Below are 17,619 nucleotides of genomic sequence, written 5' to 3'. Positions count from 1 at the left end.
TCAATATCACCAATTATCTCAATACGGTAAATACACTTTACTCACAACTACTGTTATTTAATAGTATGTCAATTCATTTCTTACCCTATTTTTCGTTTTATACCCTTTCAACAACAAATATAATACACCACTTTATTTCAAACATCTACCTATAAAAATCCTACAAAACTACAGCTTTATATGATTTTTATGATTAAATCACACACTTTTTATAATGTTTTTACAAAGAATATTGTATATAATAGGTAGTAGATGTGACAGCATTCTATCAAAAGAGAAAGTGGTGAATAAAATGAAAGTATTGACACTAACAGCAAAATGTGGAATGGGACACTTTCAATGTGCAAAAGCCATCGAAGAACAACTAAAAAAAGACTTTTATCTTGCTGATGTCGAATGTGTTGACATATACGAAATTAAATTCGATGATAAAACCGAATTGTTTTACAAATGTTACAATATAATCGTAGAATCAGGAAACCTGCTATACAATTTAGCTTACAAAAAAATAACCAAAAACAATCAAAATCCGGCATTGACAAAAATAATGTCAAAAATTCTACTTGATGATTTTTCAAGATTCATCGAAATCAAAAATCCTGATATTGTGATTTCTACTTATTCTTTCACATCTCAGCTCATGTCATTGTATAAAGAGAAAACAGGCTCCCAAATTCCTCTGATTACATGGATTACCGATGTAAAACCACACAACGGATGGGTTAATTTCAACACAGATAAATATATTATCGCCGATGAAGTGACAAAAAAAGAATTACAAAAATTGGGAATAGATGTTAACAAAATCAAAATCGGAGGAATTCCCATATCAAACAAATTTGATTTCGAAATAAGCAAAAACAAAAATAACAAAAAAAACATTCTGGTAATGGGTGGCGGGTTAGGTCTCCTTCCTAAAAAAATGAAATTTTACGAAAAATTAGCCTCCTTACCTGATGTTGAGGTAACGATTGTAACGGGCAAAAATAAAAAACTCTACCATAAATTAATTGATAAATTTCCCACATTAAATATTCTGGGATATGTAAACAACATAGATTACCTGATGCAAAATTCAGATATTTTACTTACGAAAGCCGGCGGAATCACTACATTCGAAGCAATTTATAACGAAACTCCCATGATTGTATTCAAACCGTTTCTTGAACAAGAAGTACACAATGCGGAATATATTTCCAATAAAGAAATCGGGTATGTTTTGCCTTCCAAAATGAAACGCTGTCAAAAAGATATTGATCTTATTTTGGAAATTGTTGAGAACGACGATCTTTTAGAAGATATGAAATACAATATCCGAAAGATAAAAAACGGTATTGATTCTAATGTATTAGAAGAAACCATTTTAGAAGAGAGTGTTCAAAAATGTTAATAAAAACAATCTTAATTCCGGCATTTTTATGGAGTGGTTACTCCATCCTTCCAACAGTATATTACAAGTTCATCTACAAAGAACGTTATCAAAAAAATGAGTTGCAACTGACCTTTGATGATGGACCTAACCCTATTTATACAGAACAAATTTTAGATATTCTCAAACAACACCATACAAAGGCTATTTTCTTTGTCATTGCTGAAAAAGTTGAAAAATACCCTGATATTCTCAAAAAAATACATCAGGAAGGTCATGATGTCGGACTTCATTGCTACCATCATACCCATCCGTTTTTATGGGGAATATGGAAAACAAAGAAAGATATGCAAAAATCCAAACAAATCTTGGAAAACCATGGTATCAAACCATCCTACTATCGGCCACCCCACGGATGGGTAAATCTATCCATGATACTTATTTCCAAAAGATGGAATATGCCTTTGAAACTATGGACGTGTATCGTAGGAGATTGGAACGAAAATAAAGATTGGAAGGATATTTATGATGCAATGCAAAAAGAAAAACAAAAAGGCGGAGTCATATGCCTTCACGATTCCAACCACAAGATGAATAGCTCTTCCAAAGCACCTGAAAACACTATTTCAGCCCTAAACGAATATTTCAAGAAATGCGGTGATACAAATTGGACATAAAATATAAAAAGTATCTAAAAAATATTATCCTGATTTTTTTTGTTTTGCTTCTGACATTCTATCACTCCTTTGGGATGAAAGAACTATATGAAATTCCCAAAATCATAAGAAATGTACAACAACAATATATTTTAATTGCCATTTTTACAATGTTTTTATTTTTCTTATGTCAAAGCATCACAACGAAAAGACTTTTGCACGCTTTCGGATACAAAGCAACAGTCGTTCAATGCTTCCGATACAGCCTGATTGACTACTATTTTTCATCTATTACTCCTGGATCATCAGGTGGACAACCATCCGAAATCTACTATATGAAAAAAGACGGAATCGCCGTCTCTGAGAGTTCTCTTATTATGTTACTTTATAACAGTATGTATCATATCGGCGTCATTGCTGTCATATTTATCTTCACCTTGGGAAATATCAGATATATTTTGGGAGAAAGCGGCATTATGCTCACTTTATTCAAGGTGGGAATGCTAATACAATTTCTGTTAGCAACTATCTTCTTTCTGCTTATTTTTGCAGCAAATATTGTCTATAACATTATGGACAGAATCGTACTCATCTTAAAATCCTATGAGTACAAAAAAGTTGATAAACTGGAAAAAACTATCAAAAAAACATTAGTTTCCTATCAAACAAGTGCAGACTGGATTGCAAAAAATCCTAAAATCTTTCTTGAAATCATACCAATCATACTTCTTCAAATCACACTCTTTTATTCTATTTCATATTGGATAGGAAAAGCATTTGGAGTTGAAAATATCAGTCTTATCAAAATGATTGCCTACCAAGGTGTATTTATCATGACCTTCGAATCACTTCCTCTACCTGGAGGTATCGGAGTTGCCGAAACAGGATTTTTGCGCATTTTTTCAAGAATTTACACCAAAGAGACACTCGCCGGAGCACTTCTCTTAACTAGGGGAATTACTTATTATTGCTATCTGTTGTTGGGAGCATTTATGTCATTCTTATCAAAAGGACAAAAAGTTCATAGAATCAAAAATATAGCATAAGTAACACATAAATAAACAGTCCTATTATTTCGGCAGATAAGAAATAATGTAAGCTGATGTAGTTCAAAAATTTTCCACTATTTTATAAAACACCTCCTTCTTCATCAATGAAAAAAGAGGTGTTTTCTTTTACAGAATATATTATTGAACTCTTACTGTACTTTCAAATTGACTTATCTATTCCATCCTCCAATATCTATCTATGTTATGATACAACATAACAACAATAACAAGTATTTTATTCACTAAACATCTTTCCTTTTTAATTTAACTTCTTCTCAGTAAATACATCCGTTTTCAAAAAAAATATGGCTATAAATGCAAAAACTGCGAAAGATACTCCTAAATCCATCCAATCTCCGGAATACAACTCTTTAATTCCACCTTGCTTCACAGCCACAATGCCCGCAATTGCATTATTTATAGAATGAAATGATACAACACACCATAGACTGCCTGATTTTTCGTAAAAATATGCAAAAACAATACTTAGAAAGATACAACACATAATTTGGTGTGTAACAGCATAAAAGAAATTTTCCGGTGTGGAATAATAAAATAAAACCAGTGGTAAATGCCATATTCCCCATATCACTCCAAGAAGTATCACACCTTTTATTTTCCCAAACTTTTTCTGCAAACGAGGCTGAAGAAAAAAACGCCAACCGTACTCTTCTCCAAAAAAGAAAGGTACATACAAAAAAACCATTGGTATCACAATTACTTCTGCCAACCAAAATTTATAGTCAAGTATATACAACACAAAGTCTATATTTACGTACAAAATTCCCACAACTATCATGATTATATTTTTCAGAACAATGAAATAACATGTATATTGTATTATTTTCTTGAAATTAAAATCGGAAAGTTTCCATAACTTCATTAACTCTTTATTTTCTTCCATCTGATTGTTTTCGTATATGAAAAAAATCAAAAAGAAATTTGTTAATCCTACTATAATTGGAAAAATATTTCCAACAAGTGATTCTCCATTGAAAAGCCACCCGACAATACCTAAATCAGAAGGTAAATCAATTCCCATAAAAATCGATATTACCACATACAGAAAAATTAAAAATGCTGTTACTTGATAAAAATCAAATATTTTTTTAGGGTATACTTTTGTTTTGTCCCACTTAACGGTAAGAATAACGGATAAAGCCGGTATCAACATCATAACATAGCCTGCCATTCGTATATTTGAACCTATATAATATCCATACGCTGTAGCAATTCCTATAATCAGAGTTAAAATAAAAACTACTGTCAAAAAACGACATATCTCTCTACCATCTGCTGAAAATTCAATTTTATTCTTCATAATTCCCCTCCTATATAATTAGTTAAATCATACTCTCTTTTCATTTTTATATGTATGATTTCCTACAACTCAGATACGATAGACTCTTTATTTTTTCCCTGTAATCTAACCATTCCACTTGAGTAATCGGTTGACTGTAATTCATCTCTATTCTATTTAATTGTTGCCTCTCTCTTTTTTTGTTTTGTTATGTTTTTCTTTCGTTATTCATATTAAGCTCCTCTTAGATTTATACATGTTTGTTTTGAAATCACTTAATCTCTTATTCCTGTGAACTTTCCCGTCACTCTTAATTCTTAACAGATAGAAAAATATTGATAAAATGCAGATAACAACTCTATTTGAAATTTTTGACAAATCCAAACCTTACATTGTAAATTAAAATACGGTTGATAATATAGACAATTTGTCATTTACTTTATCAAATCTTAGTATAAAAATATTTTCTACTTATATTGATTATATCATTGTTAATATTATTATAACAACAAAAAGATTATGTTACTCTTATATACATAAAAATAGCGTAGCAATGGAAGATTGCTACGCCAGAAACTAACATTTTAAGAGTGATATTACAATATTCACCTGATTAATTTTTTAAATTACGATCTAATATACTGTTTCTAACCAATCTACAATATCTTGATACACTTCTTCTCTCTTAGATGAACGTAAAATATTATGTCCTATTTCTTCATATATCTTATATTGAACTGAGTTCATACCAAAACTTTGATACCAGCGCACCAAATGTAAAATCCCTTCTCCAAAACTTCCGATAGGATCTCGATTTCCGGACAATAGTAAGATTGGCAACTCTTTATTCACGGGCTTCATCGCTTTGCGATTAAAATTTTCGCAAATTCCACGATAAATCCAATAATAAGCATTTACTGTATATGCTTTCTCATCTTTTTTTGAAAAAATGCTTAACAACTTTTCCTTTGAAATAGCATTTTTGACAGAAAAAAGCAGCCATTTACTATTTTCCATCGAATCCAAAAATGATTGTTGATGTTCAAATAACAGTGGACTTTTTTTCTGTGAAAATCCCATTTTCTTCAAACTATATGCGATGTTTTTTCCTAATTTAACATGAGGAACCTGATCTTTCCCACCCGCTGCACACTGTATCATTCCTGATATTGTGTTAGGATAAATTTGGATATATCGCTGTACCAAGAAAGCACTCAAAGAATTTCCCAAAAGATAAATTTTGCTATATGGAAATTGCTTCCTTATTATGACATTCAATGCCCGAATATCTCGAATCATCTTCAAATAAATATCTGATTCTCCCAAATTGCCCAATCCATGTGATGCTGAATCTCCATGTCCCCGATGTTCCAAAAAATAAACAGCATACCCATTATTACACAAAAACTCCATTAACGATTGATATGCATCCACATTTTCATACATTCCATGTGAAATTTCAACAATCGCTTTTATTTTCTCTTGCGGAAATGCACAGTAATAGTGTATTTCCCAATCATCAGTAGGAGATAAAAAATACTTTTCTACTACACCCAAAGTTATCCTTCTTTCTTAAATCATTCTACTCATATAAGCACTTCAGTTTTTCAAAGTGTCTTTTTGTTTTATCAACCATCCAATATTTTCTTCACTTTAAAATCCAAATAATCGCAACTTACCAAGTGATATTCTGTGTGATTTTTGATACCTTCAAATCCCATTTTGTGAAATTCTTCTCCATGTAGATGCCCGTAACATACAACGTCTATCTTCGCTTCCTCAATGATATCAGTAAATCCCGACGGCTCTTTTTTATCATTCATAGGAGGGTAATGTAACATCAATAGTTTCTTTTTATTTTGAATCACTGTTTCCGATGCACTGTTCACAGAATTCTTTAATCGCTTCAATTCCCTTTCATATATCTTTTCATCTGTTTCTGTAAATTGAGTATCATTTGGACAAATCCAACCTCTTGTGCCAAAAATAACATAATCTCCTATTACAAAATGATTGTTATGCAAAAAATGAATCTGAGGAAATTTTTTGCTCATCTTACTCACACTGCTCCACCAATAGTCGTGATTCCCTCGTATCATAAATTTATGCCCGGGTAATTTTGACAAGATCTTGATGTCAGGTTCCACTTCTTCCAATCGCAATGCCCAAGAGATATCTCCTACCAGCAATACAATATCGTCTTCTGTAATCTTATTGTTCCAATCTTCTAAAATTCTATCTACATGATGAAACCATCCGAATTGATCCATGGTCTTTTTTTGAACAGTAGACATATGCAAGTCTCCAATTGCAAAAACTGACATCTCTACTCCCTTCTATCTTCATGCTACTTGGTTTCTTCCATCAATTTTATTAAAAATAAATTTACTTCTGTTTTTAGGTTCAACAACCCTTCTGTTTCTTTATCGTCATTGGTTACATCCAATCTCTTTTGATAATAGAGTGCTTCTTCTGTATATCCCAGCTGTTCTATTTTTTGGATACACAATGTAATTTCTGCTACTACCAAAGACTTATGTTCAAAAGCAACTTGCGCACTGACAATTTCTTCCCGAATAAATGCCATTTCCTCATCCAAACGAGCAGCGGCATCTGCTGCTTTGGTCAATCGTTGTCTGATTTCCACAGGAACATATTTATCATACTTGTAATTCAAGGAATGTTCTACCGTTGCCCAAAAATTCATTGCCAAAGTTCTTATTTGTATTTCTGCCAAAATTTCTTTGTATCCATATACCGTTTGAATCGGATATTTAATAATAATGTGATAACTTCGATAACCGCTTTCTTTCGGTGACTTGATATAGTCTTTGACATATACAATCTGCATATCCTGTCTTTCTTCGATATATTTTACCAAAAGATAAATATCTTCCACCATTTGACACATGATACGAATTCCGGCAATATCCTCTATCTTATCTTCAATTTCTTCTACTTCAATATCCATTCTCTTGACTTTTTCCAAAATAGAAGTTACTTTTTTTACTCTTCCCGTAACAAACTCAATCGGGCTATATTGACCGTTCGCTCTCAATTCTTTCCGGATATTCTTAAATTTCACTTTCAGTTCTTCTACTGCACATTCATAGGGTAATAGTAGTTTTTTCCAATCTATCAATTCTCCCACAATGATACACCTCTCTTTGTCTATACAAATCCCCTATTTCAATCTATAATAGGAATATTTTTATGCAACAAATCTTTTACTCTCACTATTATAAATGATTTTTGGAATAATTGATATTAAAACATTCAAATTTTGAGTTTTTTATGTATTTTGTTCTCTTTCTCTTGACGGAAACATAAAATCTGGTTATGATAGCTTACAAATCGATAAAATTTTTATGATGAAAGAAAAGGTATTGTCAATGGAAGAAAATAACTACACAAAAGTAATCGGCCTAAGAGGATATTACTTTATCAAAAGCTATGAAAAACCTAAAAAGAATAAGGTGAAAATAAGAAAAATTTTAGAAGAAACAGTACGAAAAGTCTTTAGAAATCGTGATTGTTCTGTTGTTGTTTTTTTCGAGGAAACAGAAAAAGAAATTCTTATCACACCGGATTCTCCGACAGAAGAGATTGTAAAATATCTCGGCAAAAGTTTTTTGCCAAAGTAACAGTTTTATGATTACAACTGTAATTTCAAAAAAATACATCTATTTTTTTCTGTTTTAATCATCAAATCGCCAGATTGCCGCTTTAACAAAACTGTTGTTTGAAATTGCAACTTTGTATTATATTATTTTGCAGTATCATACACTATGTCTACATTATAAGAAGTTTTTAATAGAAATGATTATTCTTCAAAAAACACTTCTACTTACTTTCCGTTGTACCTATAGGTCAACACATCAAAATACCCTCTCTGCCGTACTTTCGGTAAAGAGGGTATTTTTCAAACAGTTCTTTTCGAACTGTTTTTTTATTTTACATAAAACTATCTCAATACTGCATGGAGTTTTTCTTCCAACTCTTTTAAAATCTTTTCTTGTATACGATTCACTTCTTCATCTGTCAAAGTTGCTTCTTTTTTGCGATATACAACGGAGTACGCAACAGATTTTTTATCTTTTTCGATTTGATCTCCTTCATAAATATCGAACAGTTCTATTTTTTCAATCAAGGATTTTCCGTTCTTCCAAATAATTTGTTCTATTTCCGATACATATTGATTCTTATCTACAACCAAAGCAATATCTCTTTTCATTGCAGGGAATTTTGGAATTTGACGATATTTCATCATATTATCAAACAAGCTCATCAAAAACGGAATATCTAATTCGCACAAATATACTTTCTTTTTAATATTGAAAGCGGATGCCGCTTTTGGATGAACTTCACCCAAAATTCCTACTTTCTCTTCTCCGATGAAAATATCTGCACATCTTCCCGGATGGAAGGTTGGATGTTCTTTGTTTGGAAGATATACTCTTGACTGATATCTCAAACCATTCAAAATGCCCTCTATTCTTCCTTTTAAGCTAAAAAAATCTTCTTCTTTACCATAAACACCTGCCACAAAAGATTTTTGCTCTAAAGGATTGGATTGTTTTAAACAGAAAATATTTCCAAATTCAAATCCTGCAAAAAATTCATTTTTTCTTGCAGCATTCATTGAAATCACTTCAAGCATATTCGGTATTAGACTTGTTCTCATAACTGAAGTTTCTTCCCCTAAAGGATTTAACAACTTTACAAAATCATTTTCTTTCGTTTCAGACAGTTTAGCTTTTTCTACTCCGATAGGACTCACGAATGAATAAGTCAAAATTTCTGTCAGTCCATTTTTCATAGCAAATGCTTTCATACTGTCTTCATAAAGTCTGCTCTCACTTTTTGTAGCAGGGATAATTTCTCCGACAATCGGCGCCGATACTACATTGTTGAATCCGTAAATACGCGAAATTTCTTCTATGATATCAGCTATTTTTTCGATATCAGTACGATATTCAGGTGCAACCGTGGTAATCATATCTCCTTCGATTTTAGATTCAAAATTCAATTTCGATAAGATGGAACAAATCTCTTCTGATGAAAACTCAATTCCGATTACCTCATTCACTCTATTCTTTGAAAAGGTAACAGTAGATTTATCATCTAATTCAGTTGCTGTATCCACAAAACCTTTACATACCGTACCTATCTCTAATTCTTCTACTAATTGACAGAATCGGTTCAATGCTTTTTCACATCGATACCTATCGATTCCTTTTTCAAATCTGGCTGATGCATCTGTTCGAAGTCCCAATTTTTTGGAAGTTGCTCTGATGGTATCTGCATCAAAATGTGCACTCTCCAACACAATATGTGTGGTGCTCTCATCAATTTGAGAACAGCTTGCTCCCATCACTCCACCCAATGCAATGACTTTGTTAGAATCACAAATCGTAATCATAGAAGAATCTAATTTTCTTTCTTCTTCATCCAATGTAATACAACTTTGTCCATCGCTTGCTTGTTTGATATAAATGGTATGTCCTTCCAATTTATCATAATCGAATGCATGCATCGGTTGTCCGTACTCTAACATAACATAATTTGTTAAATCTACAATATTATTGATTGGTCGAATCCCGGATTCAATCAATCTTCTTTGAATATAGTATGGAGACGGTGCTATTTTAACATCTGTGATTTCTCTTGCCATATAGCGACCACAAAGATTGTTATTTTCACATTTTACATCTACTCCAATATTTGCTCCTTCTTCTTTTACTTTTAAAGTAGGAATTGTCACTTCTTTATCTAATGTCGCTTTTGCCTCATAGGCTATTCCGATAATAGAATTACAATCCGGACGGTTTGCCGTCAATTCAAACTCTATAATAGCATCTTTCAAATCTAACACATCACGAATATCTTGCCCTAATGCCGGCTCTCCTTCCAAAATATACAGTCCGTTTTTTTGTTCTTCCGACAAAAATTTACTATCTATTCCAAGCTCTCCTGCAGAGCATAACATTCCGTCAGATACTACACCTCTCATTTTTCCTCGTTTGATTTTGGTACCATCAGGAAGTTTTGCTCCATGCATCGCTACAGGAACATAATCTCCAACTTTAATGTTATTTGCTCCTGTAACAATTTGTTTTACTTCTTCTCCTACATCAACCTGAGTAACAATCAATTTATCAGCATCCGGATGTTTCGTGATTTCAGTAATTTTTCCTACAACTACATCACTTATAGCTTCTCCTATATGTTCTACTCTTTCTGATTTTGTTCCTGTCAATGTCATTTGATCAGCAAATTTTTCTGCTGAAATATCCATTTCTATATAATCTCGTAACCATTTCAAAGGTAATATCATTGTTCCAGCTCCTATCTATCTTTTTTATTAGAATTGTTCCAAAAATCTCATATCATTCTCATACATTAAGCGAATATCATCAATTTCATACTTCAACATCGCAACACGCTCTACACCCAATCCGAAAGCGAATCCGCTATATACATCAGAATCAATTCCGCAGTTTTCCAATACATTCGGATGTACCATTCCGGCTCCTAAAATTTCAATGAAGCCTTCTCCTTTACAAATAGAACAACCTTCGCCATGACATTTGAAACATGACACATCTACCTCAGCACTCGGTTCTGTAAACGGAAAATTATGTGGTCTGAATTTTGTTTTGGTATCTTCTCCAAAAAATTTGATTGCAAACTCTTCTAACGTATGTTTCAAATTCGCAAAAGTAATATTTTTTCCAATCACCAAACCCTCTACCTGATGAAACATCGGAGAATGTGTCGCGTCCGGAGTATCGGAACGAAAACATCTTCCCGGAGATATCATTCGAATCGGAAGCCCTTCTTCCAACATCGTTCGAATTTGAACAGGAGATGTCTGTGTTCTAAGCAATAGTGTATCGGAGATATAAAATGTATCGGAGATATCTCTGGACGGATGGTTCTTCGGTGCATTTAATTTATCGAAGTTATTTTCTACCGTTTCCACCTCAGGTCCTTCTTTAATGGAAAATCCCATATTCATAAAGATGGTTTCAATTTCATTGATTACTTTTGTAATCGGATGTGGTTTCCCTACAAAATTTGTTTTTACCGGAATCGTCACATCAATCATTTCACGATTCAATTTTTGTTCCAATGCAATATTTTCCAAATGTTCTTTTTTTTCTCTGATTGCCGTCTCTATTTCATCACGAACTTCATTGACAATCTTTCCCATAGTAGGTCTTTCTTCCGGAGATAATTTCCCCATTTCTTTCAAAAGAGAAGCTAACTCTTGTTTTTTTCCTAAAAATTGAACCCGTACCTGTTCCAGCAAATTGACATCCTTTGCTTGCTCAATTGCAAGCTGTGCATTTTTTCTAATCGCTTCCAAGCGTTCTTTCATGCCTTATCCCTCCATTAATTATAAAAAAGTAAGTATTTCATCTGTTTATAAGATTTTGATTTCAAATGGTACCGAAGATTTTGTTCCTTTTGGCAATAAAAAAATCCTCTATGTCTGTAGGGGCAAATTTCATCTGCGGTACCACCCTAACATCCATAAGGACTCATACTCATTGATATTATAACGCTTTTTCTTGCGAAGGAACTACTCCGTTTTCATTCTCTCAGCTCCAGAGTGAATTCAAAAGGTTTCTCAAGAAAGGCTCTCATTTTCTCCTTCTTTCTGTACTCAATACATCCTTTTTACTAATCTCTTTCCCAGCCATTTTACTGTGAATATCATAGCATATTTCACTTGATATTTCAACCATATATTCTATCTTGTGAGATACTTGCTTTATTCATAGTAATCAGATACTATTCAATTTCAATTTGTGAAATTTTTACATTGATAATATCATGCATATCTATTACCCTTTTCTTTTAATACCTCAACTGATAAAAGATACTTCCAACACTAACATAAATAACTCTGTAATTACAAGTTTGATACAAAGCAACTTATAAATGAGTCACTTCGCCTATCATGATATCAAAAAAATACGAACAAATATTTTCTAACTTCAAGTTATTCCCGCGCTTGCTCTCCATAATTTACTCTCAAAAACAATGAAAAGTTGTAACTACATTCTGCTATTTTATTATGGTAGAATACAATACAAAAGTATAGAATACAAACGATACCTAAATTTCCTTTCATCAAAAATGTTTACTATGTTTCTTATAAATACTATGATAAAACAAAAAAAGAACTGCTACCAAAATTTTTTAATAGCGGCTCTTTTTCTATTTTAAGAGAAGATAACATCACCCTCATTTCATGATAGGGTAGAATTCATCAAACTTTTATATATCTTCCTCTTCAATGCACTTTCAGGGAATATCTTTTCCACTGTTTTCAAACAAGAAATTTGTTTCGCTTCATCATACGAACGAAAGATTTCTTTTGCAACTTCTTCATTTTCATACACTTTCCAATATCCAACAAAACGACATTCTTTATTTGGACATGAGATAAACTGCATGACATCATAAATAGGATATCCCAAAAAGACTCCTATTTCATGAGGACATAAATTCGTATATCTTTTCTTCAAAAACTCCAAATACTGTAGATAATCCCAATCATTTTGATAACCGAATCGTGACAAGAATTCAATATGTTCTTTCTTACACAACTGTTCTTTTAACAAATCTTCATGATAAATCAAAACAATTTCCCCAGAATCATCCTTTTTGAGAGAAAAAGAGGACACGCCAAAAAACTGCAACAATTCTTCTTTTCTGTTCTCCCATACTTCTGACAGCAATCTGTTTTTTGAATTTCGGATATTTAATAAAGAAGATACTTTTACTCTTTCAATTGTAGGTCCACAGTGATGTGCCAATAAAGATAATAGATATTCATAATCCTCCATTTGACGCATACATTGCACAAAGTCAAACAAATTACTCTTCATCATAATATTATGCTAAAGCAGCATTGCTTCCCATTGATTTTAATTCATCGATAACACTGTCATCGGATGGTTCTCCGTTTACAATAATTCCATCACAAATCATAGATGCTCCTGCACCTTCTACTCTTTCTTGCCAATCTCTCATCCATTGACCGTCTCCCCATCCGTAAGATCCGAATAATCCTACTTTTTTGCCGGAAAGTCCGCCTTCGATTTCTTCCATAAAAGGCTCCATGCTTTCTTCTTCCAATACTTCGCTTCCCATAGAAGGACATCCTAAAAGAATAACATCACTTTTCAAAACATCGTCAGCATTTGCTTCTGTTACTTCAAATACATCCACTTCTGCTCCGGCTGATTTTACACCTTCTACTACATAATCTGCCATTGCTTGTGTATTTCCTGTTCCACTCCAATAAACTAAACTAATCTTAGCCATTTTAAATCTCTCCTTTTATTTTATAATAATATTAGTAATATTTTTTGAAAAAAATAAAACAATAGAAATAATTACTTATTATTGTTAATGATTATTCTTTTCTATTAATGATTATAATATATCTCATATGGGTTTGTAAAGTATAAAAGAGATAAAATTTCAAGATTCTCAGATAATATGATTGTATAAAATATCTTATACCATTATCTCTTTCACTTACCATGTTTCATTATCTTAAGTTGTGCTGTTCATGGTTTTTAATGAGTCCAATACCATATAGCGATTATTTCAGATATAACAATATCAAAAGGGAGCTTTTCTTTCAAATTATCATCTATTGCAATTTACCATTGCAATTTAATTAACTTTTCGCATCAATTAAAAAAATTATGAAACGAATGTTATTTCCAATCAAAAAAGCACTCTTTATTTTTCTCAAAATAAATAAGTGCTTTTTATACAACACGATAGACAATGATACTATCTGATGTCCAATGCATCTTTAATATCTTTTTCCATTTTGCTCATGTCAATTTTCAATTCGTCTACTCTGGTTTTTACCATCATTGTATTGATGACAAAATTATGTCCTGTTCCATAACTAAGAGCTTCCTGTCCTACAGAAATGAATGTAAGTGGAATAAAAGATTCTCCAAGCTTTCCTTTCCACTCTTCTGCAAGCTTTTCTTCTACGTCTTTGAATCCGAAACAAACCATTCCTTCTTTACTTACAAATGTATCCATCATTTATTTCTCCTTTTTCTTTCTATATTACATCGATTTTCAAAACACATGTGATGTTATTACATCGGTAACATGTATTCTGTACCGAAACTACCATAAAAAAATGGAGAGGTCTCTTCTCCAATTTTTTAATTCTAACAAACTAAATATCAAACTTTCTTTTGTTCTTAGCAACATTTAATGATAATGCTACACACATCATGGAAGATATCATAGAGCTCCCTCCATAACTGACAAATGGTAAAGGTAACCCTGTAACCGGAATAATACCTATCGTCATTCCGATATTTTGGACAACCTGATAAAAAAACAATGAAAATACTCCTATTCCTATCAATTTCCCGTAAAAATCTTTTGACAGAATAGAAATCGTTAATAATCTTAAGAGAAAATAAATGTATAAACAAATAATGATGCTCATTCCGACAAATCCGAATTCTTCTCCTGCAACAGAAAAGATAAAGTCGCTTTCCGACACGAAAATAAATCCGTATTGACTGTAAGTACCTCGCAACCATCCTTTTCCAAGTGCTCCGCCTGAACCTATCGCAGTCATTGACTGTGCTACCTGCAAATTGTTTTTATAGATTTCAGAAAGGTTCGACGGATGAAATAAAAGTGTAAAATATGCATCCAATCGCTCTACTTGATGTGGTCGTAATCCGAATTTATAGACAAGAGGAAAACATAAAACAAAAATAGCGCCTGCATATAAAATCAACTTCACATCCATACCTGAGATGAATAACATCCCGAACATAATACTCAAAAAAACAATCGCTCCACCTAAATCCGGCTGTATCAATACCAGACCAACAATTGGTACTGCAAACAAAATTGCCTTTCCCAAGTCTCCAAAATCCTGTATATGACCCTTTTTATCTTCCAAATAAGTAGCATAGCATAAAATAAACAACGGTTTTACTATCTCTGAAGTCTGAAGGTTGAATACTCCGAATATATTAACCCATGAATGTGCACCGAATTGAGGACTTCCGATTTTTGGAATCCATACAATAAGCAACAGAAAAATACAGAATACATATATTTTCTTACAATACTTCCTTACTCTCGTATAATCAAAAATATTATTAAAACACAAGATTCCTATCCCTATCAAAAAAGTAATTGTTTGAATAATTACTTTTTTATAATCTCCTAATGCTTTGTATTCACTATAATGAGTCGCACTCATCAACAGAACGATTCCTATCAAAAATAGGAGTACTACAGTGATAGTAAGTCCATATTCAAAATTTTTAGTTCTTTCTTTTATATTCACATTAATACCTTCTATGATTGTTTCAACTCTGTTCTTATTTTATCTTCTTAATCGGAACGTTTGCAACAAGTGAAGAAACCATGTCGTCCTCTGTATTTTTCTTCGTTTTAATGATTTTAATTTCTACTTGCTCTTCATCTACTTCCAAATAATTTGTGATTACAGATAAAATTTCCGCTTGTAATTTTTCTAATATCTGTGGTGAATATCCTCCGCTTTTATCATGAATCAAAACCAGTTTCAAACGATCTTTGGCAATGTTTTTGGATTTTTTTTCCGTTCTAAAAAAACTAAATACTCCCATTATACATACCTCTACTTCCCTGTAAACAGTTTTTTCAATCTTGTCAAAAATGTATCATTTGTAGAAAAAGTTAAAAATTCAACTTCTTCTCCCTGTACCCTTTTCGCAATATTTCGATAAGCCTTTCCTGCTACTGAAGCTTGATCATTTGCTGCAGGTTCTCCGGTATTTGTAGAAACGACAATACTGTCATCTTCCGGAACAACTCCGATTAAATCAATTGCAAGAATTTCTAAAATGTCCTCAATATCCATCATATCTCCACGCTCTACCATATTTGGCTTAAAGCGATTCACTACCAATCTGTGATCTGAAATATTATTTGCATCCAATAACCCGATAATTCTATCCGCATCTCTTACCGCAGAAACTTCCGGTGTCGTTACAATCAATGCACGGTCCGCTCCGGCAATTGCATTTTTGAATCCGTTTTCAATTCCGGCAGGACAATCTACCAAGATATAATCAAATTCTTCTCTCAATTCATCACAAATTTTTTTCATCTGTTCCGGATTCACTGCATCTTTGTCTCTCGTTTGAGCGGCAGGAATCAAAAATAAATTTTCGAATCTTTTATCTTTAATCATAGCTTGTTTTAACTTGCATCGTTCTTCTATTACATCTACCAAGTCATATACAATCCTATTTTCAAGCCCCATAACAACATCCAAGTTTCTCAATCCGATATCAGCATCGATGATAACCACCTTATTTCCATTCAAACTCAAAGATGTTCCAAGATTCGCCGTGGTTGTTGTTTTGCCCACTCCACCTTTTCCGGAAGTAATTACAATCACTTCTGCCATAAATATATCCTCCTTTTATTATCTATGTGACAGAACCGACTCTATCACAATGGTATCATTTAAAATTTTCGCAATCAACGGTTCTTCAATCAACTTGTTATTTTCCGATGCAATCGCAATTGCGTTTGCAATCCTAAGTTGAATTGGCGCTAATCGTTCTGCAACAACAAAACAATTCTTGTCTCCTTTTGCTCCGGCATGTGCGATACCTCTTAAATATCCCAAAATGATGATGTTTCCGCTTGCTGTCACTCTACCTCCCGGATTGACATCTCCAATCACTACAACATGACCATCAAATTGTATATCTCCTCCCGAACGCAATGTTTCGTAGACAAAGAACGTTTTCATTTGATTTTTATCGTCCACAATAGCATTTTTATTTAAATTAAAGGTTGTGTTCTTAGTTTGAGTTTTTAGTATCTCCTGTACTCTTCGATTAATTTCTTCTTCTAAAGTTTCATCTTTTTTTGTATTATCTTCTTCTGTATGAAAGGTAGATTTATCAAATCGAATTCCATAATGTTCTTCCATAAATCTTGCGATAATCAATTTATCATTTTCACTCAAAGTATCACTTGTCAAATGAGTAAAATATGAATTTTCAAAAAAATCATGATCCTGTTGTAACTTTTCTTGTAATAATGAAATTGCATGTACTAATGTTAATCCCGGTTCAAAAACAGCATAAAATCCATCCTTTGAACCTTTAATCTCTACTTTTTCTCTTTGCAAAGCAATACTCCTTCACTTTTTGTAAACACCTA

17 protein-coding genes and 1 other annotated feature are annotated in these 17,619 nt (G+C 32.5%); of the genes, 4 read left to right on the top strand and 13 right to left on the bottom strand.

Annotated elements, in window-relative coordinates; all coding sequences use genetic code 11:
• The first annotated feature begins 292 nt into the window (after positions 1–292).
• From HMPREF0389_RS00470 to HMPREF0389_RS00460, 3 genes are all read left to right on the top strand, one after another.
• A complete protein-coding gene (locus tag HMPREF0389_RS00470) occupies positions 293–1,390 on the top strand; it encodes an MGDG synthase family glycosyltransferase (RefSeq protein ID WP_041250729.1) in 1,098 nt (365 codons plus the stop codon).
• Positions 1,384–2,046 (top strand): polysaccharide deacetylase family protein, encoded by a 663-nt coding sequence (locus HMPREF0389_RS00465; protein ID WP_014261773.1) that lies wholly within the window; start codon positions 1,384–1,386, stop codon positions 2,044–2,046. The genes HMPREF0389_RS00470 and HMPREF0389_RS00465 overlap by 7 nt, the downstream gene beginning before the upstream one ends.
• Positions 2,047–2,120: 74 nt before the next feature.
• Complete coding sequence (locus tag HMPREF0389_RS00460; RefSeq protein WP_242821727.1) at positions 2,121–3,071, top strand: lysylphosphatidylglycerol synthase transmembrane domain-containing protein; 951 nt, start codon at positions 2,121–2,123, stop codon at positions 3,069–3,071.
• 262 nt (positions 3,072–3,333) lie between these two features.
• Here HMPREF0389_RS00460 and HMPREF0389_RS00455 read toward each other — a convergent pair whose 3' ends face one another.
• The 4 genes from HMPREF0389_RS00455 to HMPREF0389_RS00440 form a co-directional block, all read right to left on the bottom strand.
• Positions 3,334–4,395, bottom strand: coding sequence for a CPBP family intramembrane glutamic endopeptidase (locus tag HMPREF0389_RS00455; RefSeq protein WP_014261771.1), 1,062 nt, complete (start codon positions 4,393–4,395; stop codon positions 3,334–3,336).
• 612 nt (positions 4,396–5,007) lie between these two features.
• Positions 5,008–5,931 carry an alpha/beta hydrolase gene (locus HMPREF0389_RS00450; RefSeq protein WP_014261770.1) on the bottom strand — a complete coding sequence of 308 codons (924 nt, stop codon included), beginning with the start codon at positions 5,929–5,931 and terminating at the stop codon, positions 5,008–5,010.
• A 71-nt stretch (positions 5,932–6,002) separates the two neighbouring features.
• The gene (locus tag HMPREF0389_RS00445; RefSeq protein WP_014261769.1) at positions 6,003–6,698 is read right to left on the bottom strand and encodes a metallophosphoesterase; all 696 of its coding nucleotides are present in this window, start codon (positions 6,696–6,698) and stop codon (positions 6,003–6,005) included.
• Positions 6,699–6,721: 23 nt separating this feature from the next.
• Positions 6,722–7,516 (bottom strand): GTP pyrophosphokinase, encoded by a 795-nt coding sequence (locus tag HMPREF0389_RS00440; protein ID WP_014261768.1) that lies wholly within the window; start codon positions 7,514–7,516, stop codon positions 6,722–6,724.
• Positions 7,517–7,766: 250 nt separating this feature from the next.
• Between HMPREF0389_RS00440 and HMPREF0389_RS00435 the strand changes: the two genes are divergently transcribed.
• Positions 7,767–8,018, top strand: coding sequence for a hypothetical protein (locus HMPREF0389_RS00435; RefSeq protein WP_041250727.1), 252 nt, complete (start codon positions 7,767–7,769; stop codon positions 8,016–8,018).
• Positions 8,019–8,338: 320 nt separating this feature from the next.
• Here HMPREF0389_RS00435 and pheT read toward each other — a convergent pair whose 3' ends face one another.
• The 9 genes from pheT to minC all read right to left on the bottom strand — a co-directional run bounded on the left by pheT (position 8,339) and on the right by minC (position 17,587).
• Entirely contained in the window at positions 8,339–10,711 is a 2,373-nt protein-coding gene (pheT, locus tag HMPREF0389_RS00430) for a phenylalanine--tRNA ligase subunit beta (RefSeq protein ID WP_014261766.1), read from the bottom strand.
• Positions 10,712–10,738: 27 nt separating this feature from the next.
• The gene (gene pheS / locus HMPREF0389_RS00425) at positions 10,739–11,758 is read right to left on the bottom strand and encodes a phenylalanine--tRNA ligase subunit alpha (protein ID WP_014261765.1); all 1,020 of its coding nucleotides are present in this window, start codon (positions 11,756–11,758) and stop codon (positions 10,739–10,741) included.
• Between the two features lie 115 nt (positions 11,759–11,873).
• Positions 11,874–12,086: a binding site (T-box leader), on the bottom strand.
• Positions 12,087–12,635: 549 nt separating this feature from the next.
• On the bottom strand, positions 12,636–13,280 hold the full coding sequence (locus HMPREF0389_RS00420; RefSeq protein ID WP_014261764.1) for a DUF3793 family protein: 645 nt from the start codon (positions 13,278–13,280) through the stop codon (positions 12,636–12,638).
• A 4-nt stretch (positions 13,281–13,284) separates the two neighbouring features.
• The gene (locus HMPREF0389_RS00415; protein ID WP_014261763.1) at positions 13,285–13,716 is read right to left on the bottom strand and encodes a flavodoxin; all 432 of its coding nucleotides are present in this window, start codon (positions 13,714–13,716) and stop codon (positions 13,285–13,287) included.
• Positions 13,717–14,196: 480 nt separating this feature from the next.
• Positions 14,197–14,460 carry a hypothetical protein gene (locus tag HMPREF0389_RS00410; RefSeq protein ID WP_156775213.1) on the bottom strand — a complete coding sequence of 88 codons (264 nt, stop codon included), beginning with the start codon at positions 14,458–14,460 and terminating at the stop codon, positions 14,197–14,199.
• Between the two features lie 142 nt (positions 14,461–14,602).
• Positions 14,603–15,742, bottom strand: coding sequence for an FtsW/RodA/SpoVE family cell cycle protein (locus tag HMPREF0389_RS00405; RefSeq protein ID WP_014261761.1), 1,140 nt, complete (start codon positions 15,740–15,742; stop codon positions 14,603–14,605).
• A gap of 34 nt (positions 15,743–15,776) precedes the next feature.
• On the bottom strand, positions 15,777–16,046 hold the full coding sequence (gene minE, locus HMPREF0389_RS00400; RefSeq protein ID WP_014261760.1) for a cell division topological specificity factor MinE: 270 nt from the start codon (positions 16,044–16,046) through the stop codon (positions 15,777–15,779).
• 11 nt (positions 16,047–16,057) lie between these two features.
• A complete protein-coding gene (gene minD / locus HMPREF0389_RS00395; RefSeq protein WP_014261759.1) occupies positions 16,058–16,852 on the bottom strand; it encodes a septum site-determining protein MinD in 795 nt (264 codons plus the stop codon).
• Positions 16,853–16,870: 18 nt separating this feature from the next.
• Positions 16,871–17,587, bottom strand: coding sequence for a septum site-determining protein MinC (gene minC, locus HMPREF0389_RS08660; RefSeq protein ID WP_014261758.1), 717 nt, complete (start codon positions 17,585–17,587; stop codon positions 16,871–16,873).
• Positions 17,588–17,619 lie beyond the last annotated feature (32 nt).

This window comes from Filifactor alocis ATCC 35896, from assembly GCF_000163895.2.
GTDB lineage: Bacteria > Bacillota > Clostridia > Peptostreptococcales > Filifactoraceae > Filifactor > Filifactor alocis.
Note: the sequence above shows the minus strand (reverse complement) of the source record. Positions and strands in the feature narration are given on the sequence as shown.

Coding starts and splice junctions, on each gene's coding strand:
- HMPREF0389_RS00460 (WP_242821727.1), top strand. CDS start 2,121: ATGAAAGAACTATATGAAATTCCCAAAATCATAAGAAATGTACAACAA.
- minE (WP_014261760.1), bottom strand. CDS start 16,046: ATGGGAGTATTTAGTTTTTTTAGAACGGAAAAAAAATCCAAAAACATT.
- pheT (WP_014261766.1), bottom strand. CDS start 10,711: ATGATATTACCTTTGAAATGGTTACGAGATTATATAGAAATGGATATT.
- HMPREF0389_RS00410 (WP_156775213.1), bottom strand. CDS start 14,460: ATGGATACATTTGTAAGTAAAGAAGGAATGGTTTGTTTCGGATTCAAA.
- HMPREF0389_RS00420 (WP_014261764.1), bottom strand. CDS start 13,280: ATGATGAAGAGTAATTTGTTTGACTTTGTGCAATGTATGCGTCAAATG.
- HMPREF0389_RS00455 (WP_014261771.1), bottom strand. CDS start 4,395: ATGAAGAATAAAATTGAATTTTCAGCAGATGGTAGAGAGATATGTCGT.
- HMPREF0389_RS00465 (WP_014261773.1), top strand. CDS start 1,384: ATGTTAATAAAAACAATCTTAATTCCGGCATTTTTATGGAGTGGTTAC.
- HMPREF0389_RS00470 (WP_041250729.1), top strand. CDS start 293: ATGAAAGTATTGACACTAACAGCAAAATGTGGAATGGGACACTTTCAA.
- minD (WP_014261759.1), bottom strand. CDS start 16,852: ATGGCAGAAGTGATTGTAATTACTTCCGGAAAAGGTGGAGTGGGCAAA.
- HMPREF0389_RS00445 (WP_014261769.1), bottom strand. CDS start 6,698: ATGTCAGTTTTTGCAATTGGAGACTTGCATATGTCTACTGTTCAAAAA.
- pheS (WP_014261765.1), bottom strand. CDS start 11,758: ATGAAAGAACGCTTGGAAGCGATTAGAAAAAATGCACAGCTTGCAATT.
- HMPREF0389_RS00415 (WP_014261763.1), bottom strand. CDS start 13,716: ATGGCTAAGATTAGTTTAGTTTATTGGAGTGGAACAGGAAATACACAA.
- HMPREF0389_RS00435 (WP_041250727.1), top strand. CDS start 7,767: ATGGAAGAAAATAACTACACAAAAGTAATCGGCCTAAGAGGATATTAC.